We start from the raw sequence: 24,110 nt of genomic DNA, 5'->3' as shown, positions 1-24,110 counted from the left end.
TTTACCCTTATATACGTAACCGGCTTTTTAAAGCAGGCCGCGAAAAGGAGAATAACAGGGATGTACCTGAAGAGCTGAAGAAAGAATCTAAAAGCAGTTCTATTTTACTGCCATCATACAATCAGGGTACTTTAGGTTTGCAATTTTCTATGCAGTTTTAATTATTCGCTTACTTCTTTGCAAAAACATGGTTTTTGTAAAATACCCGTAACATACTGGGTAACACAATCAGTAATAATGGCAGCGCCGCTAAAAAACCGCCAATAACTGCTATAGCTAACGGTTGATGCAATTGCGCCCCGGCACCTATCCCCAATGCCAGAGGCATTAGTGCTATAATAGCGCCTAAGGCCGTCATCAGTTTTGGGCGAAGCCGGGTTGATATGGAGTAAACAATAGCATTATCTACGCTACTTTCACGTGCGCTTTCGCGGAATTGCCAAAAGGTAAAGATGGCGTTCTCACCAATAATACCTACGATCATGATCAGCCCTGTATAGCTGCCCACGTTAAGCGGTGTATTGGTCAGGAATAATGCCAGCAAACTGCCACCAATACCTAAAACGGCTATCGCCAATATCAGCAACGCTATCCTGAATTGTTTAAACAGGAATAATATTACCCCAAACACCAGCAGGCTTGCGGTTACCAGTATCATTAAAAGCTCTTTAAAACTTTGCTGCTGCTCGGCGTAAGCGCCGCCGTACTCCACATGGTAGCCTGGTGGCAGGTTTATTTTTTTTGCAATACCTTTTTGTATGGCGGGGATAACGCTGCCCAGGTCGCTGTTCTCTAAACGGGCGCTGACCACGCCCATGGCCTGCAGGTTTTCGCGCTCAACCTCGGCATCGCCGGTGCGCAGGTTTACGCTGGCCAGTTGGGTAATGGGAATCAGCCTGCCATCGGGTAAAAACAGACTTAAACGTTTTATACCCGCTACATCCTGCAAGCGGTTGCCCGGGTACACCATGCGGATAGGGGATTGCTGCTCGCGTTCAAATAAGTTACCGATCACATTACCCTCCAATGCCGACTGCACTTGTAACTGCAAAGCGGCAGGGGTTATATTGTATTGGGCAAGTTTGGTGTAATCGGGCACAATATCTACCGATGGACCGGCGATAACAATACCATCAAACACATCGGCTGTGCCTTTTACATCAGTCACTATAGCAGCAACTTGTTTTGATAAAGCCTGTAGTTTTGCCTGGTCGTCGCCAAAAACTTTTATTTCGATAGGTTGGGTGGATGTCATCAGGTCGCCAAGCATATCGCCTATAACCTGCCCAAAATCAACCCGCAAGGCTGGCTGTGTGGCTTCAATATGCGCACGCAGGTCGCTTATCACTTCTTCCGATGTTTTATTGTGGCCTTTTTTTAGCTGGATCAGGTAATCGCCTGTGTTTGGTTCGGTGATGAAAAAACCCATTTGTGTACCTGTACGGCGCGAGTAAGCGGCAACATCAGGTTCTTTGATGATTACCTTTTCTATCTCGCGCAGCATACGGTCGGTTTCTTCCAACGAGGTGCCGGGAGGGGAGGTATAGTCCAATACAATACTACCCTCATCCATATCCGGCAGGAAACCTGTTTCCAGTCTGCCAGGGATAATGACGATAATCGCCACCAGTACTACTATTAAAATAATGCTCATAAATGGCCGCAGGATGAAGAATGATACCCAACGCTGCCTTTTAACAGTGTGTACTTCTGTTTTTTTTCCAACGGTGTTCACTTCTGAATTTTTGGTGAGCAGCAGGTATATTACCGGCAAACCTATCCACGTTACAAAAAAGGAGCAAACCAGTGTAATGATCATGGTGTTGGTCATTACCTTAAAATACTCGCCAGCAACGCCCGTCATCAACAAAAAAGGGATGAATATAACAATGGTACTTATAGACGAACCCACCATAGCCGGGAACAGGTAATTAATTGCCCGCTCCAAAAGTGTTATGGTTGGCTCCTCCGGGTGTTCCTCGTGCGTTCGGTGGATCTGCTCCACCACTACTATGGCATCATCTATGATCAGTCCTATGGCTGCTGCTATGGCACCCAAGGTCATGATGTTTAGCGTGTACCCTGCGGCGTATAAAACAATCAGTGTAAAGCAAAGCGTAACCGGGATGGTGATTAAAATGGTGGCACTTGCCTTAACCGACCGCAGGAAAATGATAGCTACCACTATAGCCAATGCCAGGCCTATCCATAAACTATCGCTAACGCTTTTTACAGATTCGTTCACAAAATCGGCCTGTACGTAGTATGGTTTTATGGTTACGCCTTTGGGTAGTACCTTTTGCAGGTCGGCTACCTTAGCGGTCATGGCGGCAGATAGATCTACCAGGTTAGCGTTTGGTTGTTTAATAACCGCTATCAGTACGCCTTCGTGGCCGTTGGCATTTATCTTGGTGTACTCAATGCCGGGGTTTACCTGAATTTCGGCAATATCTTTTAACTGGATAACCCGCTTGCGGTTATTGCTTATCACCAGGTTTTTCAATTGCTCACTGGTGTTAACGCTGGCATCGGTAACGGTTAAGTACAGCATCTTATAATCAGACAGGTACCCGTTACTTTTGATGAACGCCGTTTGCGCAAGGGCGTTGGTTATGATATCGGGTGTTAAGCCAAGCGAGCTCATTTTTTGGCGGTTCAGCACCAGCCAATACTCTTTGGTCTTGCCGCCTATCACCCTGATCTCTGATACGCCATCTACCTGCGAAAGAAAGGGTTTTATGGTATAAGTAGCCAGTTGTTTTAGTTCGATAGGCGAAAGATTGTGGCTTTCCAGCGTGTACCCGCTCACCGGCAGGATGGAGGGGTTCATCTTCTCTACCGAAACATTTACATCGGGCGGTAGTATATTCTTTATCTGCGCTATGCGCGATTCGATGCGTTGCTGGCTCAGGTCAATATCCGCATCCCAGTTCATATAGGCCGAGATCTCGCAGCTGCCGCGGCTGGTGGTGCTGCGTACGTAATGCAGGTCGGGCACTTGTTTAACGGCATTTTCAAGAGGTTTGGTAACCGTTACCATCATTTTGTTAACAGGTTGCAGGCCGGCATCGGCAATGATCTTTATTTTAGGGAAGGTGATCTCCGGGAATAGTGATGTTTGCAGCCGCGAATAGGCAAACCCACCACCCAGCAGAATGATGAACAGCATTAAGCTGATGGGCTTTTTATGCGTAATGAAAAAATTATTCAGATTGTTCATGGCTTCACTATCTTTATTTTGGCGGTATCGGCCAGGCCATAGTTCCCGGTTACGGCTATGCGGTCGCCCGGGGTAAATTTGGGCGATGTGACCTCCACCCGCCCGCCGGATTCTATACCTGTTTTTACAGATGTTTTAACAGCCGTGGTATCGTTTATCAGCTTCATTACCCAAAACTCGTTCTGTGTTTCGTTTGATAGCACAGCCGATTTTGGCAACGATGGCGCGCTGCTTTTTGCTGTTTTAATGATGTGTGCCTTGGCTACCAGATTTTCGGGGATGGGGTGGTTGCTGTTTACTTTGATTACGATACCCTGCGTTTGCGATAACGAATCAACCGATGGCATAAGCGATGCAATGTGCCCGTTTAGCTTTTCACCGTCGGGCAGTGTTAGCATCAGGTTTTGGTTGTTGGCAATTACGCCCCTTAACTCATATGGTAATTGCAGTACAAAGGCAAAGCTCTCACGGTCGCTGATGATGGCCAGTTGGTCGCCATCCTGCACGTAATCACCAACCTGGTGCAATAGCTGGGTTACAAAACCGCTGCGCGAAGCCCGGATGCTGTTAATGCCCGAGAATTTAAATGTGGTATCGAGTACGTTAATGGTATTGCCAATGCTTTGAGCTTCCTTGGTTTTAATGGTGAACATGAGCTGGCCTTTTTCTACATAATGCCCGGGCTGTACATTTACTTTTTGGATATAGCCAATGGCATTTGCCTTCACATAATTTTTTTGCAGGAAGGTTGATGTCGCGTTCAGCTCAATGGTATCAGCCATAGCGCTGTTGCCAATAGTGGTGACAGTAACGGGTGTTTGCGCGGTGGCGGCAGTATCTTCTTCGGCGGGTTTACCACCGCTGCATGAGCATATCGTGGCAGCAAGCAGGCAGGCAAATAATATATTAAGGGGTAGTCGGTAAGGTCGTTTTATGATCATCTGCTCCAATAATTAAGTTGATTGATGAGTTGTAACCTGTTGATGGTATTTTGGGTAAGCAGGTTTTTTATAGTAAGGTAATTGTTAACAGCCAGTATCAGGTCGGCAATTTTTAGGTCGCCGGTTTGCAGCAGTTGTGTATCAACCTTTATCAGGCTTTCGGAGTATTTAAACTGGTCGTTTATTTCGGCTATAAGTTTATCGTATTCGCCAATTTGCTGGTTAAGCTGGTTGATTTGCTGGGTGTACTGATTATTAAAAAACGCCTTATAGTTGCGTTGGGTTTCCTGCTCAAGCGATAGCTTTTTGTATAACAGCTTGCGTTGTCCGCCATCGTACAAGGGCATGCTGACGCTAAAGCCTACACTGGTGCCAAAGTTTTTGTAGTACTGCGCTGTAAGGTCGGAGTTGTAGCCGCCATCAGCAAAAACGCTTAGTTTGGGGCGATAGCTGTAATCTATCAATTTACGGCTGTTGGTAAGCCTGATGCTATCCAGTTGATATTGTTTGAAGAAAATACTGGCGTTGCGGTCTGTGGTGCTGATAGTTTTTTGAAGCTCTGGTTTAGCTATCTCAAAAATAGCGGTATCGGCTACGCCGGATAAATAATTGAGCGTAGCATAATCTGTTTTGTATTGTAAACGGGTTTGCGATAGCTGTAGTTGGGCTTGCTTAAGGGTAACCAAAAAAGTAAGGTAATCGCTTTGGCGGTAAACATTGCTGCGGGTAAGGCGTTTCAGCAGGTTTTCTTCTTTACTGAGCAGGTCAACAATCTCCAGGTTAAAGCGTTGCTGCTGCAGGCTGCCATAAGCGGTAATGTATTGCCCTATAATGGTACGGCGAAGGTCTTGTTCGGAAAGTTTAATGCTGTTGCGCAGTGAGTCTCTTTGGAGGCCCAAACCCGCAAACTGCGCATTCAGGTAATCTTTACCAATGAATGCTTTACTAACCGTAACTAAGCCATTAAGGGTTTGGCCATTTGTTATGGCCGATGCGTAGCCGTAGCCTCTTATAACCGGCGCATACAGGCCCGCGCTGCTGGCTGTAACCTGCGGCCTAAAACCGGCTTTAATACGTACGCTATCCAGTTGTGCCGATAGGATCTGGTTATTCAAATCCTTTAACAACGGACTGTTTTTTACGGCCTGCTGCAAATAATCATCCAAAGTTTTGGTTTGCCCTAAACAGGTAGCAGACGTTAAAAAAAGTAAAAACAGGTTAATAATGTACTTCATCAGCGCTATGTACTATCCGCTATTAATTTAGATAGTTTTATTTGTAAATCTCTCACTCAATTCTGTGCAAATTTTGAGGGGGATTTTTACCTGCTGTTATCTGTCAGAAAGTTGCCGAAAAGGTATGGGTTTGATTATGGTGCAGGTAATTCAGTTTAAAACCATAATTATCACAGATTTGTTTACAAAGGGTTAAACCCAGCCCTATTCCTTCAGATCCATCGGCTTTATGGAACCGTTTCAGGGCATGGTCGATGTTAAAGGTATCGCTGCCTGTATTGCTCACAATTAATTGCTGCGGCAACAGGGTAAGGGTTATATGGCCACCCGGGTAGTTATGCCTTATTGCGTTGCTGATCAAATTATTCAGCAAAACTTCCATTAGTAATTTACTCGCTTTTAGTATCTTATCATCCAGGTGAAGCTTTAATACGATGCCAAGGCGCTGGATGCTTTCTTCCTGCTGATAAAGGCATTCATCAATCATTGTTTTCAGATCCACTTCCTCTTCATCACGGATCTGCCCGTTCTCTATCTTGGCCAATAATAGCATTGATTTATTGAGGCGGGTAAGGCGGGCCACTGTTCCGTAAATGTCATTAAGCAGCTTGCTTTGATCGTCGGTAAACTCGCCTGTTTGTACCAGCGTATCCAGTTTGGAGTTGATCACCGAAATAGGGGGCATCAGCTCGTGCGATGCGTTCTCTGTAAAGGCCTTCAGGTTTTGATAATCATTATTTACCCTGTCGGCCATTTTAATTACAGCGTTATCAAGTTCCTTAAACTCGTCAATTTGCGAAGGGGTGCTGCTGATACCTGCATGGCTGGCCAGCCTGAATTCTTTTAGCTGTGCTAATACTTTATAAAATGGTTGCCAGATACTTTTTAGTATAACCCGGTTTAATACCGTTAGCACAACAAGCAGGGTTGCAATTACCCCAATGGTTATCAAAAAAATGATCTGTATCAGGTCTTCGGTTTCTACTTTAGATTGTGTTACCAGTATCCTATAATTTTGCCCGGAAACTTTAACCGAACTGATGAGGGCACGCCCTGCTTCCAGGTCATTATCCCCCGATTCCTTGTAAATGGTGTCTAAAAATCTTCGCTCAATTTTTTTGTCGCCAAGCGGCATAAAAAGTATCTGCTGATGGTTAGATTCATACACCTGTGGCAAGCGGTTATTCTGTTTTACATAGCTAAAAACCTCGTTCTCTTCAAGCACAAGGTCCTTATCGATTTGGTTGGTCAGAATATGGCTGATAGTGTAGTAATAAATAATACCCGTTACAAACATTATGGCTATAGTTACTGCTACATTAACACGATTGTATTTACTCAGCAGTTTCATGCCTCGTTAAATTTGTAACCCATGCCGTAAGCTGCATATATATAATCTTTACCGCCGGCTTCTACCAGCTTTTTGCGAATGTTTTTGATGTGCGAGTAGATGAAATCAAAGTTATCAGCAATATCAATACTGTCGCCCCATAAATGTTCTGCTATGGCGCTTTTAGATACCACTTTGCCTTTGTTGGCTACAAAATAAAGCAGCAGGGAGTATTCCTTACGGGTGAACTTTACAAACTGATCATTTATCTTAACTGTTTTAGCCGCCAGGTCAATATCTATCTCGTTAAATTTAAGCACATTGTTGCCGTTAAAGGACCTGCGCCTTACAATCGCCGTAACCCTCGATTTTAATTCGGAAAGGTGGAAGGGTTTGGTTAAATAATCATCGGCGCCAAGGTCGAGCCCGGTGAGCCTGTCGTCCAGTGAGTTTTTGGCAGATATGATCAGTATGCCATCATTAAACTGATTGGCTTTTAAATGTTTAATAATATCTAAGCCGTTGCCCAGGGGCAGGGTAAGGTCAAGAATAATGCAATCGTAGCGGTAAACGCTAACCTTTGCAATTGCCGAAGTAAAGTCTTTCACGGTTTCGCACACGCTGTCTTCACCTGTGAAATAAGCTTGTATGCTATCGCGCAGGCCGGTCTCGTCTTCTATGATCAGTATCTTCACATTTTAAAGTTAGTGTATAAACTTGGAGAAATACTGTGTTAACTTTTTCTGCGATTATGCAATATTTACTTATATAGCGGTTTGTTATCTTACAAAGTTGATCTTGAAGTATTATTTCAATATTGCCCTAAAAGTTTCCGCTTTTGTTCATTGAATTCATCTTCGGTAATAGCCCCCGAATCTAACAATACTTTAAACTTACCCAATTGGTCAGCAACGTCAACTTGTGGCTTTGGTTTAGTGGTCTGTACAGGTTGTGTAGGTGGATATAGGTATTGTACCTTGGTTGATGAGCAAAGCACAACAATAAACCCTATTAATGGCGATAAAATTAAGGCTATTAAAAACGCACCCCAAAAGCCAATGTTTTTGCCAGCACCAAGCATGCCAACGCCCAATGAGAAAATGAACCACAGTAAAAAAATCATAATATTTAGGTTAAGGTTTAGTACCCTAATCTATATAAATTTTATAACATCTCAAATTTACACTCCAAATCTTTCTACCAGCAATCCTCCGTATCATCCTACAAACATTCCTCTTTTTGTTTTGTAATTATTGCTATATCTTGAGGTATGAAAAAACTACTTATACTTTTTGTTTTTATAGCGGCTTTTGCTTTTAAAGCGTCGGCGCAAAGTTTTAATGCACAGGAGTTTAATGCCAACCTTGGCAAAACTAAAACGCTGTGCGATGTTGTATCGTCTGTAAAAATATTCAGCGACACCCTTACGCTGATCAATATGGGCGGGAATTATCCAAACCAAAAATATACAATAGCCGTAAAAGGTAACAAAATAACGTTGGATTGGGCTAATTTGAAAGGGAAAACAATGTGTGTTACCGGCGTGTTCGAACTGCACAAAAACCGCCCCGAAATTGTTGCCGCCCAGCCCGATCAAATAGAATTTAAGTAAATATTTGCTGGTTTACCCCTACAACCGGTAGCTATACTAAATAGCTGTTGCCTTAAATATTTATATAAAACAAAACTGTAATTTCATATAAGCCAGTATTACTTGCTTTTATGGTACATGTTTAATTTATGGTTATGTGAATGGTGGCTGCAAAGCAAAAAGTAAGCCTTTGTTTAAGTGAAAATTAAATGAAATTTTTTGTCGCCTGCTGCAATCCTATAGCATTAAAATTTATATCTTAAACCCGATTAAAAACCGAATAAGGGTAACTATAAGGTTAGCTTTAAAAACTATCCTACTTATTTAGCTTAATGGATATTCTTACCGACAATAAGTATACAAATATTTCAACCGGTGATGTGTTTATACATCATTTGATTGAAGAGCAGGCGCAGCAGCATCCGCAGGTTACAGCAGTTAGTTTTGGCGACCGTAAAATTACCTACGCTGAACTAAACGCCAAAGCCGATGAACTGGCTAAAGCCATTGTGTCTGCATCTCCCGCTTCGCTTGTTATCGGGGTAAGCGCTACCCGTTCTATCGAAACCATTATCACCCTGTTTGCTGTTCTTAAAGCCGGTAAGGCCTATTTGCCTTTAGACCCAACTTTCCCGGCAGAGCGACTTCAGGATATTGCTGACGATAGCAGTATGGATACTATAATTGCACCGCAAAGTGATATAATGGTTTTTAGCACTATTGTTAAAAATGTAATAGTTTCTGACCAGCCTGTTACCCCGACTGCTTTTTTTGGCGAATGGGATAAAACCAAGGTTGCCTATATTATATACACATCGGGTTCAACAGGTAAGCCAAAAGGTGTTTGCGTTGGGCACGATGGTGTGGTTAGTATGGTTAACTGGCAGCGTCACCTTTCGCCTTATTTGGGTGTTGGGCACCGTACGCTGCAATTTTCGCCGCTGATATTTGATGCATCAGTTATGGAAGTGTTTAGCACACTTTGCATTGGTGGCACACTGGTATTGATTGATGACGAGACGGTAATCGATCCGCTTAAGCTCTTGAAATATATTGATGAACAAAAGGTGAACCGTATTATAGTGCCTTTTGTTGCGCTGCAATACTTTACCGAAACTGCTGATGCCGAGCAGTATTTCCCGCAATCGTTACAAGAAGTGATCAGCGCGGGCGAGCAGTTAAAGATAACCCCGCAGATCCTGCGTTTTTTCCAGGCACTACCGGGCTGCGTGTTCTTTAACATGTATGGCCCAACCGAGGCCAGCGTATGTAGCACCGCCCTTAAAATGGAAGGCTCTGCCCAAAACTGGCCGCTATTGCCAAATATTGGTAAACCGATAGAAAACGTTAACATCCACGTGGTGGATGAGCAGCTAAGGCCCGTAGCAGATGGCGAACAGGGCGAACTCTGTATCAGCGGCGTAAGCCTTGCTTATGGGTACTTAAACCGGCCTGAACTAACCGCCGAAAAATTTGTAAACTGGACAGATACCAACGGCAAACCTACCCGCATTTATCGCAGCGGCGACTTAGGTAGATACCTGCCCGATGGTAATATAGAATACCTTGGCCGCCTGGATACACAGGTGAAGATCCGCGGGAACAGGGTAGAGGTTGGTGAGATAGAAGTGCTGCTGAATCAGTTGGAAGGTATCAGCCAGTCGGTTGTGATAGCCCGCGAGGATGTGCCCGGCCAAAAACGGTTGGTAGCTTATCTTATCTCATCAGGCGGGAAAAAAGACATTGCCTTCCTTCGCGATAGCATAGAACAAAAACTACCCGATTATATGATGCCCTCGGCATTTGTTTGGGTAGATGGCTTTGCCAAAACAACCAGCGGTAAGATAGACCGTAACGCATTGCCTGCCCCGGATACCCAACGCCCTGAATTATCGGTACTGTATCAGGCTCCAAATACTACTGCAGAGAAGCGGACAGCCATTATATGGGCCGAACTATTGCAGTTGGATAAGGTGGGCATTTTCGATAACTTTTTTGAACTGGGCGGGAACTCCATCCTGGCGCTAAAAACTGTTGCCGCTTTAAAAAAGCAGTATAACTATACCTTGCCAATAACCAAGCTGTACCAGTACCCAACGGTTAATGGTATAGCCGCCTTTTTAGAAGGTAGTAAAAATGTAACAAAAATTGCAGCGGGCAGATCAAGGGCTGATAAAACCAACAACGATATAGCCGTAATAGGCATGGCCGCCCGTTTTCCGGGTGCTGATACTATTGCCGAACTTTGGAAGGTTTTGGTTGAAGGACGCGAAACCACTTCGTTTTTCAGCGATGCTGAGCTTGACGCAAGTGTGCCGTTTGAGGTACGCAATGCGCCCAATTATGTAAAGGCGCGTGGTGTAGTGGAAAATGCCGATAGCTTTGATGCCGCGTTTTTTGGCATCAGCCCCAAAGTGGCCGAACTGATGGACCCGCAGCAGCGGGTGTTTTTAGAACTGGCCTGGGAAGCGTTGGAAACTACGGGCCACCTGCCCGGGAAGTATGATGGTGCCGTTGGCGTTTTTGCCGGTGTAGGTAACAATACCTATTACACCAACAACGTCATATCAAACACCGAAAAGATTGAGAACGTTGGCCGCTTTTTGGTAGCCACCGTTAACGAGAAAGATTATATAGCAACCCGGACCGCTTACGAGTTGAACCTCACCGGCCCGGCAGTAAGCGTGCATTCGGCCTGTTCAACTTCGCTGTTAGCAATTGCGCAGGCTGCGGATAGCATCCGTAACGGGCAGTGCGATGTGGCGCTGGCAGGCGGTGCATCGGTTAACTCGCCTATAAAAAGCGGTCATTTATACCAACAGGGTACCATGCTGAGTGCCGATGGGCATTGCCGCTCTTTTGATGCCGAAGCGGACGGTACTGTATTTAGCGATGGCGCGGGTATTGTAGTGCTGAAAAGCCTGCAGGATGCCGAACGCGATGGCGATACCATTTATGCCGTACTAAAAGGCGTAGGCCTTAATAACGATGGTGGCGGCAAGGGCAGCTTTACCGCGCCAAGCGCAACCGGGCAGGCCGGCGCTATTGCCATGGCCATTGCCGATGCAGGTATAGATCCGGCGACCATCAGCTATGTAGAAGCCCACGGCACCGCCACATCCTTAGGCGACCCGATAGAGATTGAAGGCCTAAACCTGGCCTTTGGCGCACAGGATAAGAAACAGTATTGCGCCATTGGGTCTATAAAAAGTAATATGGGCCACATGGTGGCCGCAGCGGGGGTAGCGGGTTTTATTAAAACCACGCTGGCACTGTACCATAAACAACTCCCGGCATCATTATACTATACCAAACCAAACCCTAATATTGATTTTGCCGATAGTCCGTTTTTTGTGAATACCAAACTTGCCGACTGGCAAAGCGAAGGTAAACGCAGGGCGGGGGTAAGCTCATTTGGTGTAGGTGGTACCAATGTGCACACCGTACTGGAAGAGTATGTTAAAGCAGAACAGCCCGCCAGCGAAAGCAAACCGCTAAGCCTGATCAGCTGGTCGGCGAAAACGGGGACAAGCGCATCTAAGTGGGCAGACAGGTTATATTACTATTTGCAGGATAACGAGGATGTTGATATGGCCGATCTTGCCTATAATCTTCACACGACCCGTGCTGGCTTTAAAGAACGCAACTTTATGCTGGCTGCCGACAGGCAAGACCTGATGGAGAAACTAACCAAGTTTAAGCGCGATCCATCCAACTCTAAAACCTTAAAAGAAAAAGCAACTGAAGTGGTGTTCATGTTCCCGGGCCAAGGCGCGCAATATCTCAACATGGGCCGCGAACTGTACGAACAGGAACCTGTTTTTGCCAATGCGGTTAACGAGTGCGTTGCACTGCTAAAGGGTACAGGCCACGAGGATATCCTCAACGTTATTTATACTCCTGCATCCGCAGAAGCGACAGAGAAACTAAAAAATACATTTTATACCCAGCCGGCAATTTTCATCACCTCGTATGCTATGGCCAAGCTGTGGATGAGCTGGGGGATAGAGCCATCGGTGTTTACCGGGCATAGCATAGGCGAATTTGTAGCCGCGCACTTTGCAGGCGTGTTTAACCTGCCCGATGCCCTGAAACTGATCACCGAGCGAGCCAAACTGGTAAGCAGTGTTGCCGAAGGCGATATGCTCTCGGTACGCATCAACGCTGCCGAAGTGGAGAAGATATTGCCTGCTAACCTTTCTATCGCGGTTATCAACAGCAATAAACTGTCGGTAGTGGCAGGCGGGAAGGATGCAGTTGCCGCATTCGCTAAAGTGCTGGAGGAGAAAGGCATCCCCGGCAGGTTATTACAAACCAGCCATGCCTTCCACTCGGCCATGATGGACGATATTGTGGCACCATTTGAAGAAGTAGTTAAAACCGTTAAATTGAACGCCCCGGTAAAACCCGTAGTGTCAACCGCCACAGGCAACTGGCTTAGCGCTGCCGAGGCAACCGACCCGGCTTACTGGGCATCGCACTTGCGTAAAACAGTACGCTTTGCTGCTGCTGTTGATACGCTGGCTGAAGATAAAGGCCGCCTGTTTTTAGAGGTTGGCCCCGGCCGCACGTTGGCTACACTCACTGCGCAGCAAACTATTGAAAACCCTGCAGCTACCGTTGCCGGGATAGAAAATAGTGGCGATGTTTCGGAATATCAATCGGTGCTAAAAGCCCTTGGGCAGCTGTGGCTAAACGGCATCGAACCCAATTGGATAACTTTTTATACAGATAAGCGTAAACGCTTAAGGTTACCGCCATACGCGTTCGATCATAAAAAATATTGGGTTGACCCTGTAGTAATTAATCAAACAGGAACGGTAAATTACCAACCGGAGGAAATTGTGCCGGATACACCACCTGCAACAACAGAAGAAAATAGTATACAAAGTAATATAATGAGAAAAGATTTGCTGGCCGATAAACTGTACGGGATCTTTGAAGATGCATCGGGCATAGAGATTGAAAAGGATGCCGCAGACCTGAGCTTCCCCGAGATCGGCTTCGATTCGTTATTGTTAACGCAGATAGCTACCAATCTTAAAAAAACCTTTAACGTACCCGTTACCTTCAGAAAACTTTTTGAAGAGTATAACTCGATCAACCTGCTGGCTGATTTTCTGGATAAAAGCCTGCCTGCGGGCCAGTTTGAACCGGCCCCTGTTCAGCAACAACCTGTATATAACCAGGCAAGTGCGCAACGCCCGGTACAAATGCCAAATATCCCGTTCAATACAAACGGCAGTACTGATGTTGCCCTGAGTATGATCAATCAGCAATTGCAGTTGCTGGCCAGCCAGATAGCGCATTTACAGGGAGGCGCCAGCACGGGGGTAAAGGTTACGCAGGTTATCCTGCCGCCACCGCCAGTCCGTGAGTTTAAAGGCGAGCCGGTAGCACCGCCTGCTTTAGATCAGGAGCCGGATATCACCCCGGAGGAAATGGTGGAGATAAAAAAACCATTCGGCGCTACTGCACGCATTGAACGTAAGGTACAGGAGCTTGACGATAAACAGATGGCTTTCCTGGCTAAGCTCACTAAAGATTATAACGAAAAAACAAAAAAGAGTAAAGAACAAACCCAGCAGCATCGCCGGTATATGGCCGATCCGCGTGTGGTAAGCGGCTTTAGGCCCTTAACAAAAGAGGTGGTTTACCCTATAGTCATCAACCGATCAAAGGGCAGCCGCCTTTGGGACGTGGATGGCAATGAATACATTGATGCCCTTAACGGCTTTGGTTCAAACATGCTGGGTTACCAGCCCGATGTTTTAAAACAAGCTGTTTTGGCACAAATGGAACTGGGCTATGAGATAGGCCCGCAGCATGAGCTTGCCGGCGAGGTTTGTAAGCTAATGTGCGAATTTACCAATCATGACCGTACTGCATTATGCAATACCGGTTCAGAGGCTGTATTAGGCGCTATGCGTGTAGCCCGTACGGTAACCGGTCGCCCGTTGATCGTAGCCTTTAGCGGTTCGTACCATGGCATTATGGACGAGGTAATTGTGCGTGGAACGAAAAAGTTAAAGACTGTTCCCGCCGCATCGGGTATCCTGTCGGACAACGTGCAGAACATGCTGATACTGGACTACGGCACCGATGAAGCACTGCGTATCATTAAAGAACGTGCTGACGAGATTGCGGCTGTACTGGTAGAACCCGTGCAAAGCCGCAGGCCCGAGTTTCAACCTATCGAATTCCTGAAAAAACTAAGAGTGGTTACCGAAGAAGCCAAGGTTTGCCTTGTTTTTGATGAGGTGATCAGCGGGTTCCGTTTCCATCCCGGCGGTACACAGGCCCTGTTTGGTGTAAAAGCCGATTTGGGTACCTACGGTAAAGTTATTGGCGGTGGTATGCCTGTTGGCGCCATCTGCGGCAAAGCCGAATACATGGATGCGCTGGATGGCGGTTTCTGGCAGTACGGCGATGATTCGGTACCCGAAGTAGGGGTAACTTACTTTGCCGGTACCTTTGTACGCCACCCGCTTGCGCTGGCCGCTTGTATGGCATCGTTACAATACATGAAAGACCGCGGGCCCGCCCTGCAGGAAAAACTGACAGGCCTGGCTACGCGTTTAAAAAACGGTATGGACGCTACCTGTAAGAAGGAGAACCTGCCGCTAACCGTAGTTGGTTATGCCTCGTTATGGCGGTTGAAGTTTTTAGAAGAAATTCCTTACAGCGAGTTATTGTTTACGCTGATGCGTTTAAGGGGCATTCACGTATTGGATGGTTTCCCTTGCTTTATGACGGATGCGCATACCGAAGAGGATGTGGATACCATGATAGCCGCATTTAACGCCAGCATTGCCGATATGATTGAGGCAGGATTTTTTAAAGCGCAAAATGCCGCGCCTGTTGTATCTTTAGCCACACCGGCTATTACCAACGCTAACGAGCCACCTGTTGAGGGTGCTAAACTTGGCCGCGATAAAGATGGTAACCCCGCCTGGTTTGTACCAGATGAGAACAACCCCGGAAAATATTTACAGATAAACCTAAACGGCCGTTAATTTGGATCAGACTACTACATATATCCCCCAGGTTAGTACTGACGAGTTCGATCCATTCGCCGGGCCGGAAATACTATTGGTTGCCCCGGCTACTGAACCACAGATAGAAATCTGGACATCGTGCCTGATAGGTGGCAACGATGCCAGCTGTGCTTATAACGATTCCTCGAGCATTGTGCTTACCGGTACATTTGATACCGATGCCATGATGAAGGCCTTGCAGGCCTTATCAAACAGGCATGAAGCGCTGCGTACTGTTTTTAGTGCCGATGGCGCAAATATCATCGTTTATAACAACCCGGAGATCAATGTTGATTACCACGACCTGTCGGGGCAGGACGATGATCAGAACAAGCTTTTTATTAAAAATTATAACAGGCAACTGGCCATTACCCCGTTGGACCTGGTGAACGGCCCGCTGTTTAAAGTTGCCATATTAAAGCTGAACTATGATGAGCACATGATCATCATGCTGATGCACCACATTGTTTGCGATGGCTGGTCGGTAGGGATCATGATGCAGGACCTGAGTAAGCTATACTCGGCTTTTGCGCAGCACGAAACACCAAAACTACCTCCTGCACCAAAATTCAGCGAATATGCCGTTGCCGAGATAGAATTATCGCGAACCGAAGAACATAAAGAAACTGAACAATACTGGCTAAACCAGTTTAAAGGAAGCAACCACCTGCTGGATTTACCTACCGATAACCCAAGGCCAACGCCGCGTACCTATAGAAGCAACCGTGCCGATTTTAGCATGGATGCCGCCCTGGTTAGCGAGCTGAAGCTATTAGCCCGCAAGGCAGGTACCAGCTTTGTAAGTGCTGTTATGGCCTCGTTCGAGGTATTTTTGCACCAGTTAACCGGGCAGGAGGAGATCATTATCGGTCTGCCAGCCGCCGGGCAATCTGCCACGGGTAATTTTGGACTGGTTGGGCATTGCGTAAACCTGCTGCCTTTAAGGAGTTTCCCAAGGGGCGATCAATCATTTGTAGAGTACTTAAAAGAGCGTAAAAGCCCTGTGCTGGATGCATACGATCACCAGATGTACACCTTCGGCAGTTTGCTAAAAAAACTGAACATCCCGAGGGATGCATCGCGCCTGCCGCTGGTGCCGGTGGTGTTTAATATCGATATTGGGATGGATGAGGGCATCAGTTTTTATAACCTGAAGCACCGCTACATCAATAACCCGCGCGAGTACGAAACGTTCGAGATCTTCCTGAATATTACCGACCATAAAGGCACATTGACCTTTGAGTGGTCGTACAATACGCAATTATTCGAGCTGGCTACCATCAGCCGGTTTATGGATACACTGGAGCATTTGCTGCGCGAAGTAGTGAAAACGCCCGATACACCGATAGGTAAATTGCCGGTACTAAATGCTGCCGAAATCAAAGCGCAGCTGGATAAATGGAATGATACAAAGGTTGCCTATCCGAAGGAAAAACCGCTTCACCAGATCATCAGCGAAACAGCTACCCAATATCCCAATAATATCGCCCTTAAGTTTAATAACGAAGAATTTAGCTACCGGGAGCTCAACCAAAAGGCCAATCAAATGGCAGCTGTGCTGATTGAGAACGGCGTGAAGCCAACCGATAAGGTGGCGATTTCGCTGGACAGGTCGGCAGAGTTGGTGATCGGTTTACTGGGTATTATTAAAGCAGGTGCTACCTATGTTCCGCTCGACCCGATATTTCCGATTAACCGCATCAATTACATGCTGGAAGATTCGGCCGCGGTGGTGCTGCTTACGTCCCGGGCTTACAAAGGGCAATACGTATCAAACGCGAAGGAGATTATACTGGAGGACATCCTGCCGGCGCTTAATAATTATTCCACAGCCGACCCGGATGTAGTTGTGAAAGGAGAAGACCTGATCTACATCCTGTATACATCAGGCTCAACCGGGCAGCCAAAAGGGGTGCAGATAAAGCACCATAACGTGGTTAACTTTTTGTATAGCATGCAAAAGCAGCCGGGCCTAACGGCTGCCGATAGGCTGCTTGCCGTAACTACCATCAGCTTTGATATTGCCGGGCTGGAATTATGGCTTCCGCTGATAACAGGCGCGCAGATAGTATTGGCCGATGCCGCTACCGCTAAGGATGGTAACGCATTGCTCGGCATCATCAAAAAAGATAAAATTACCGTGATGCAGGCCACGCCATACACCTGGCGTATTATGCTTGAGGCGGGTTGGGATAAAGAAAGGGTAAAAGTGATATGCGGCGGCGAGGCTTTACCAATGGACCTTGCGCAGCGTATCCTGGATAAGGCTACTTCGCTGTGGAATGTTTACGGGCCAACGGAGACTACTATCTGGTCGACACTAAAAGAGATCACCACCAATGACGGTTTTATCAGCATTGGTAAACCTATTGATAATACGGCTATTTATATTTTAGATCCGTTCCAAAATATATTGTCGCCGGGCGTGGCAGGCGAAATTTATATAGCAGGGGAAGGTGTGGCCGAAGGTTACCTGAATCAGGCCGAACTGACGGCGGAAAAATTCGTTTCAGATCCTTTTTCGGACAAACCAGGGGCGAAAATGTATCGTACCGGCGACCTGGGGACTTTCACACCGGAAGGCGACCTAATGTACATATCACGGATTGACGCACAGGTGAAAATTCGTGGTTATCGGATTGAAACAGGTGAGATAGAATTTAACCTGGCTAAAGAGGAAGCCATAAAACAGGCCGTAGTGATTGCCCGTGCCGATAATAATGGCGTGGATAAATTAGTTGCCTATATTATTTTAAAAGAGGGCATCCCAGCTGATGGCGATAACATCGAATTGATCCACCAATGGCGCAACAACCTGCGCACATCGGTGCCTGATTATATGATGCCCGATAATTTTATTGTGATTGACGTCATGCCGATGACGCCTAACGGCAAGGTGGATAAAAAAGCATTGGCTGCACAAGAGATTGAAACGGTACAAATCGTACAATACGTTGCACCGCGCACCGATGTAGAAAAAATGGTTGCCGATATATGGACAGAGTTTTTAGGTGTTGAGCAGGTAGGCATCCACGATAACTTTTTTGAGCTTGGCGGCCACTCGCTGATAGCCGTACAGGTAATGGCGCGCATAGAGAAAGATACGGGTAAGCGCCTTCCGCTGGCCATACTGTTTGAAAACTCAACGGTAGAAAAGCTGTCGTTGATGTTGGAGATGGATGGGAAATCCATCACCTGGGATTCATTGGTGCCGATAAAACCAACCGGTAGTAAAATACCTATTTATATTGTGCACGGCGCCGGTTTGAACGTATTACTTTTTAACACACTTGCCAAGCACATGGATGCCGACCAGCCTGTTTATGGCTTGCAAGCCAAGGGCCTGAACGGTGTTGACGAACCGCTGAATAGGATGGAAGACATAGCAGCGCATTATATTTCAGCCATACGGGCGCAAAATCCCGATGGGCCATACGCACTGGCAGGTTTCTCTTTCGGGGGTATAATTGCCTATGAAATGGCCCGCCAGCTGGAAGCCCTAAACAAAGAAGTGCGCATGCTGGCCATGTTTGATACCTATGCCTATCGTACCCCGCATTACGACCCATGGCTGGTTAAACACGTTAAACGTGGTATGTATTTTGGCCGTAAAGTATTGCATGCTATGCTATTTAAGGATGGATTTACTAAAACAATTACCACCCGCGCCAAGGCGATTGAACGCGGTGCGGTTAGGCTTTTGTGGAAGCTTAAATTTGGCACCGAACAAAAACAGATCGGTTTTTTTGGCTACTCGCATAAAATAGATGAGATGAACAATGAAGCGCAAAAGCATTACCGCATACAGCCGTATGATATTGCTGTAGAGTTATTCCGTGCCGAAACGCATTCGTTTTATTTGGATGATTACGTGTACATGGGCTGGAAACCCTACGCCTTAAAAGGGGTGAACATCCATAATATACCAGGCGAGCATAATACTATTTTTAAAGAGCCTAACGATAAGCAATTCGCCGAAATATTGCAGGAATGCCTGGATAAGATAAATTATTAAGCAGGGTTTGGGCGCTATCAATAATCGGTTTTTAATTAATGTGCTGTGGCAGGATGATTCCAGGAAGGAGCTTGTTATGAATAATAACGAGGTGCATGTATGGCGTATCAGCATCAGCCAAAACATAAAACGTTTAGAGCGCTTTGAAGCCTTGCTTACGCCGGAAGAGGCCCTTCGTGCCGGCAAATACAGGCAGCAGAAAGATACCTACAGGTTCATAGTAAGCCGGGGTGCGCAACGGATTATATTGGGGCGATACCTGAATATGCCGCCAGCCCAATTGCAATTTGTTTTGGGTGATAATAAAAAACCTTATTTGATAGGTGACAGCGGAGAGATACTGCATTATAACCTGTCGCACTCCGGCGATTGGATAGTGTTGGCTATAGCTAAATTATCCGTGGGGGCAGATGTGGAGTTTGTTGACCCGTTATTCCCATTTCAGGATATTTTGGAGGATAATTTTAGCAGGGAAGAGGTTGACCATATTGGTACTTCACCCGATAGGTTTTTTACCCTATGGACGCGTAAGGAAGCCATCCTCAAAGCAACGGGCCAGGGCCTTGGCGACCACCTTAAAATTACGCCCGCACTTGATGGTGAGCATACCTTAGACACATTACTCACAGGTGCGGATAAAAACTGGCAGTTGAATAGTTTTACCATTGCGCCGGACTATATAAGTACCGTGGTTTGTGAAGACGAAGGGCTGGATTTGATTTTTTTTGATTTTTCCTAAAGCCTAAGCAAATTCAGGTTGGCTTTACTTAGATGTTATAAGCGACCGTAAGCTATCCTGCGTTATGGGTTTTAATAGCGCAAGTTCTTTGATCCTACTGCTTGTTTTTGTCCATTTTTTCAGGTCTTTACCGGTTAGCTGTGTGGTATCTGCGGTGCTGTAAAAATCAAGGATACTCTTTTTTAGCTCAGGGGTAACGTTTTTGTATTGCTGTTCCTGTAATTCTTCTAAAAGTTTGGCGTATGTGTTATCAGCAAGTTGGTATTCACCAATGCTGGTGGGTTTACCCGTGTCAAAATCAATATCGGGCAGTACTAGCTGGTTGGTACCAACCTGTTCTAAAGCAGCCTTGTAATTTTTTAAAATTGTTTCAAAGCTAATGGCGAAAAGCTTTTGGCCCTGCTCGCCCGGCGATTTGAATTTCAGTGTTTTTAAAGGCCCTATTTTGGGTAATATCCTGATGAAAAATACGGCCACTTTTGCAAAGAACTTAGATTCCTGGCGCTGCTTGCCAAACTCCAGGTTAAACGATCGTTTGCTCATTTTATACTGGAATTTGCGTGCGGTTATACCGGGGTGCATCTTCTCAATATCGGTTTGGTTAGCCTTGTATGCCGATTTGGTAAGCACCGGAAAAAGGTTACGCACACCCCAACGCATAGTGTTAATAGATGAATTGATGTTTGAGAAGATACTGCCCAATTCGCGGCCGTAGGTTTCATAAAAAGCCTTCTCTAAAACAGGTACTGAGATATTAAAACCAATAAAATCATGATAACCTTCTGATGTATAGCCGTTTTGGCCTATCTGTAATACGTCATACGCAAACTCCGTGCGGCTGTGCGAGGTATGGTCGTCATTATAGGTAACCACATCACCGAATTTTTTTTGAAGCTTGGGGTAAATAATAGGCACATTAAGGTTGGTAGATAAAGAGTGCCCGTATTTATCGGCCATATAATGTGATAGTGCGCCCAGCGCGAATGCGTATTCATTCAGGTTTTGAGAATCGGCAATAAGGGCCTGTACAAAATCGCCACTGCGTACGTAATGTACCAGGTCGGTAAAAAAACCGTTGCCAAAAGGCATGTAGCCCATATCGGCTACAATAGCGCCACCATAGGCGTATGAGTGTGCCATCAGCACTTGCTCGCGCGTGGCGTCTGGATATTTTTGCTTTAGTAAAGGTACCAGGGTTGATTTCCATGCAGCATCTATAATGGCTTCGTGTGCTAGTATAGAGTAGGCCCTAGAGGTAAGACCAGCAAATGTGAGCATGATGGTAACCAATAAATATCTAAGACCGGAGCGGAAAGTGGCTGACATTGTAAAACTAATTCTGAATAAATTCTGTGTAAAGAACGATAAAATGTGCCGAACAGTTTTAAATAAGGTGTTTAATGATGGAATTGTTACGTGGCGGGCTTTTATAAAAAAGACGCGAGGTATCGCGTCTCTACAATATGGTCTCAGTAGAGACGCGATACTTCGCGTCTAAATAATTATGTTTTACCTCCGCTCGTTGTAAACGCCAAATTCCGCAATTGATACCTGCCCTTCGGCCTTATCAATAGTTACCCGGACTTTGGTGCCATAAACGCGGTTAAAGCGGTGGATCTTTACACGTGATACGGTACGGCCTTCTGCAATTGGTTTCCAAACACCGTTTTGCAGGTACTCAAAGTGGTAAGCGCTAATGTTGGCCTTTGGCTCGGTTAAGGCAATGGTGTTAAACTCGGTATCGTGGCCAAAATCAATTTCGTACCATGGGGTTTTGATAGCCATATTTGATGTCCACGACGTTGTGAAGTCATCATCATTGGCAAAATCCATAATGTTCATATCATCGCTCCAACTGGAGTTTGACGGTTTGTTTTTTGCCAGGTTGCTTGATATGATAGGCGCATTGGTTGGCGCCAGTTTTGGGGCAGGTACATCATTTTTCCATTGCTTGCCAATTTCTTTTAAGGCGGCTAAAGCGTTATCGTCAAATAAACCATCTCGGTTTGGGGCAACATTCAAAATAAAGTTACAGCCCGCCTGGTTAAGTGTATTTAATTGCGCAACCATTTTAGCGGGCTCTTTTACCGGTGTAGTGGGGAAGTTTGTTTTCCAGAACCAGCTGCTTTGCAAAGGCAAACAAGCCAATGATGGCATTACATTATCTTTTGTTGATAAACGCTGACCGGCACCCATCTCGTAGGTTTTGATGTCGCTGTAAAACAAGCCTTCGGCGGGGTATTTGGCTCCGTTCAGGTCCATCAGCACACATTCGGGCTGCAGCGATTTTACCAGGTGATAAATATCCTCAAAATTGATATCGTCATAGCTAATTCTCGACCATGGAGCATCCCAACCATCAATAATTAAAGCTTCTATTTTACCGTATTTGGTTAACAGTTCGGTTAGCTGTGCCTTCACCATTTCAAAATGTTTTTGGGTGATGGTATGCGGGCGCAGTTTATGGTGAGTATCCAGGATACTGTAATAAAGCATCACCTTGAGGTCGTTTTTACGGAATGCATCCACATATTCCTTTACCACGTCGCGCTTCAGCGGACTGTTCATTACGTTGTAATCGGTTGTTTTGGTATCCCAGATGCAAAAACCGCTGTGGTGTTTGGTAGTTAAGCAACCATAGGTCATGTTAGCGGTTTTTGCTGCTTTTGCCCATTGGTCGGCGTTTAGTTTTTTGGGATTGAAGTTGGCTACTTCCGCTTCGGGATCAGGCCAGTCGGCATCCATATAGGTGGGCATGTTAAAGTGGATGAACATCCCAAACTTCAGGTCGACGAATTTTTGCTGTAAATTACTGTAGTTGGCTGTAGTGGTAATTACACTATTGTTTTGTGCCGATGTTTTAAAAATGATGCAGGATAGCATCAAAATGGCGGTAAATAATTTCTTCATGGATTATACGCTGATGTAAAACCCAAAGTAAGCGATTATTTTTGAGTTAAGATTTGACAAATTTTAAAAGTTGCCAAATTCACAGGAAAGTGTTCACGTTCACTGCCGTGAACACTTGTGAACATGGTTAAGTATCTGACAGTCAATTATTTCCTTAATTTAGCTTTTGGCAAACTTAAAACGAAATAAAACGGGCTCAAACGTCATCAAACGCCCTGTATAATGATGGTAAATTAGCGGTCCTGAAATATTATTGGTGACAACACCAACAACGGCATTTTTTTCAACGCGTCATTGCGAGGTACGAAGCAACCTCCCGATAGGTAAGGACGTATGCAAAGCGTTTAGGCATAGTTTTGAGATTGCTTCGTACCTCGCAATGACGCGCGGAGTTTGGAGTTATTTCTCCCGCGCTCCTAAAATCTCATCTATCATCCCAAACTCAAGGGCTTCGGCGGCTATCATCCAGTGGTCGCGGTCGGATAGGCGGTGAACGGTTTCGTAATCCTGCCCGGTGTGTTTGGCGGTGATCTCGTAAAGCTCCTGTTTCATTTTAGCAATTTGTACGGCAGCTATTTCTATATCTGATGCCATGCCCTGCGCCCCGCCTGATGGCTGGTGCATCATGATCCTGGAGTGGGGCAGGGCGGCACGTTTACCTTTTGTGCCTGCGCACAGCAATACCTGCGCCATAGATGCCGCCATACCGGTGCAAATGGTTGCCACATCGGGCGAGATGAATTGCATGGTATCGTAAATGCCCAACCCCGCATATACCGAACCACCCGGCGAGTTGATATAGATCTGGATATCGCGTTTGGCATCAGTTGATTGCAGGAACAGCAACTGTGCCTGGATAATGTTAGCCACATGGTCATCAACCGCGGTACCCAGGAAGATGATCCTGTCCATCATCAGGCGCGAGAACACATCCATCTGAGTGATATTCATTTGCCGCTCTTCCATAATGGCGGGCGTTTGGCTGGTAATGCGGCTGTTGTTTACCTGCGCTATAAACCTATCAACATGTAAACTTTGGACATGGCGGTGCCTCACCGCGTATTTGCGGAACTCGTTTGTGTTCATTCTTTC

Annotated in this window: 13 protein-coding genes; 4 read left to right on the top strand and 9 right to left on the bottom strand. The window is 45.8% G+C overall.

Translation table 11 applies throughout. The features are described from left to right. Nucleotides 1-169 precede the first annotated feature (169 nt). From WC615_RS07690 to WC615_RS07665, 6 genes are all read right to left on the bottom strand, one after another. Nucleotides 170-3,220, bottom strand: coding sequence for an efflux RND transporter permease subunit (locus WC615_RS07690; RefSeq protein WP_372977525.1), 3,051 nt, complete (start codon nucleotides 3,218-3,220; stop codon nucleotides 170-172). Next, on the bottom strand, nucleotides 3,217-4,161 hold the full coding sequence (locus WC615_RS07685) for an efflux RND transporter periplasmic adaptor subunit (RefSeq protein ID WP_372977524.1): 945 nt from the start codon (nucleotides 4,159-4,161) through the stop codon (nucleotides 3,217-3,219). Before WC615_RS07685 ends, WC615_RS07690 begins: the two co-directional genes overlap by 4 nt. Beyond that, nucleotides 4,158-5,396: a TolC family protein gene (locus tag WC615_RS07680; RefSeq protein WP_372977523.1), complete on the bottom strand. Its 1,239-nt coding sequence runs from the start codon at nucleotides 5,394-5,396 to the stop codon at nucleotides 4,158-4,160. The genes WC615_RS07685 and WC615_RS07680 overlap by 4 nt, the downstream gene beginning before the upstream one ends. 103 nt (nucleotides 5,397-5,499) lie before the next feature. After that, complete coding sequence (locus WC615_RS07675) at nucleotides 5,500-6,747, bottom strand: sensor histidine kinase (protein ID WP_372977522.1); 1,248 nt, start codon at nucleotides 6,745-6,747, stop codon at nucleotides 5,500-5,502. Next, complete coding sequence (locus tag WC615_RS07670) at nucleotides 6,744-7,421, bottom strand: response regulator transcription factor (RefSeq protein WP_372977521.1); 678 nt, start codon at nucleotides 7,419-7,421, stop codon at nucleotides 6,744-6,746. Before WC615_RS07670 ends, WC615_RS07675 begins: the two co-directional genes overlap by 4 nt. A gap of 116 nt (nucleotides 7,422-7,537) precedes the next feature. Continuing rightward, nucleotides 7,538-7,849: an SHOCT domain-containing protein gene (locus WC615_RS07665; protein ID WP_372977520.1), complete on the bottom strand. Its 312-nt coding sequence runs from the start codon at nucleotides 7,847-7,849 to the stop codon at nucleotides 7,538-7,540. A 147-nt stretch (nucleotides 7,850-7,996) separates the two neighbouring features. Between WC615_RS07665 and WC615_RS07660 the strand changes: the two genes are divergently transcribed. From WC615_RS07660 to WC615_RS07645, 4 genes are all read left to right on the top strand, one after another. Next, nucleotides 7,997-8,338, top strand: a complete 342-nt coding sequence (locus WC615_RS07660; RefSeq protein ID WP_372977519.1) for a hypothetical protein — start codon at nucleotides 7,997-7,999, stop codon at nucleotides 8,336-8,338. Nucleotides 8,339-8,649: 311 nt separating this feature from the next. Next, nucleotides 8,650-15,333, top strand: coding sequence for an amino acid adenylation domain-containing protein (locus WC615_RS07655; RefSeq protein ID WP_372977518.1), 6,684 nt, complete (start codon nucleotides 8,650-8,652; stop codon nucleotides 15,331-15,333). A gap of 1 nt (nucleotide 15,334) precedes the next feature. Then, nucleotides 15,335-19,369 (top strand): amino acid adenylation domain-containing protein, encoded by a 4,035-nt coding sequence (locus tag WC615_RS07650; RefSeq protein WP_372977517.1) that lies wholly within the window; start codon nucleotides 15,335-15,337, stop codon nucleotides 19,367-19,369. Nucleotides 19,370-19,445: 76 nt separating this feature from the next. Continuing rightward, on the top strand, nucleotides 19,446-20,108 hold the full coding sequence (locus WC615_RS07645) for a 4'-phosphopantetheinyl transferase superfamily protein (RefSeq protein WP_372977516.1): 663 nt from the start codon (nucleotides 19,446-19,448) through the stop codon (nucleotides 20,106-20,108). A 24-nt stretch (nucleotides 20,109-20,132) separates the two neighbouring features. Here the strand turns inward: WC615_RS07645 and WC615_RS07640 are convergent, their stop codons facing one another. The 3 genes from WC615_RS07640 to WC615_RS07630 all read right to left on the bottom strand — a co-directional run bounded on the left by WC615_RS07640 (nucleotide 20,133) and on the right by WC615_RS07630 (nucleotide 24,104). Next, nucleotides 20,133-21,386, bottom strand: a complete 1,254-nt coding sequence (locus WC615_RS07640; protein ID WP_372977515.1) for a zinc dependent phospholipase C family protein — start codon at nucleotides 21,384-21,386, stop codon at nucleotides 20,133-20,135. 231 nt (nucleotides 21,387-21,617) lie between these two features. After that, nucleotides 21,618-23,018, bottom strand: a complete 1,401-nt coding sequence (locus WC615_RS07635; protein ID WP_372977514.1) for an alpha-L-fucosidase — start codon at nucleotides 23,016-23,018, stop codon at nucleotides 21,618-21,620. Nucleotides 23,019-23,417: 399 nt separating this feature from the next. Beyond that, entirely contained in the window at nucleotides 23,418-24,104 is a 687-nt protein-coding gene (locus WC615_RS07630) for a ClpP family protease (protein WP_372977513.1), read from the bottom strand. Nucleotides 24,105-24,110: the final 6 nt, after the last annotated feature.

Origin of the sequence: Mucilaginibacter sp. (genome assembly GCF_041663085.1) — a bacterium.
GTDB lineage: Bacteria > Bacteroidota > Bacteroidia > Sphingobacteriales > Sphingobacteriaceae > Mucilaginibacter.
Note: the sequence above shows the minus strand (reverse complement) of the source record. Positions and strands in the feature narration are given on the sequence as shown.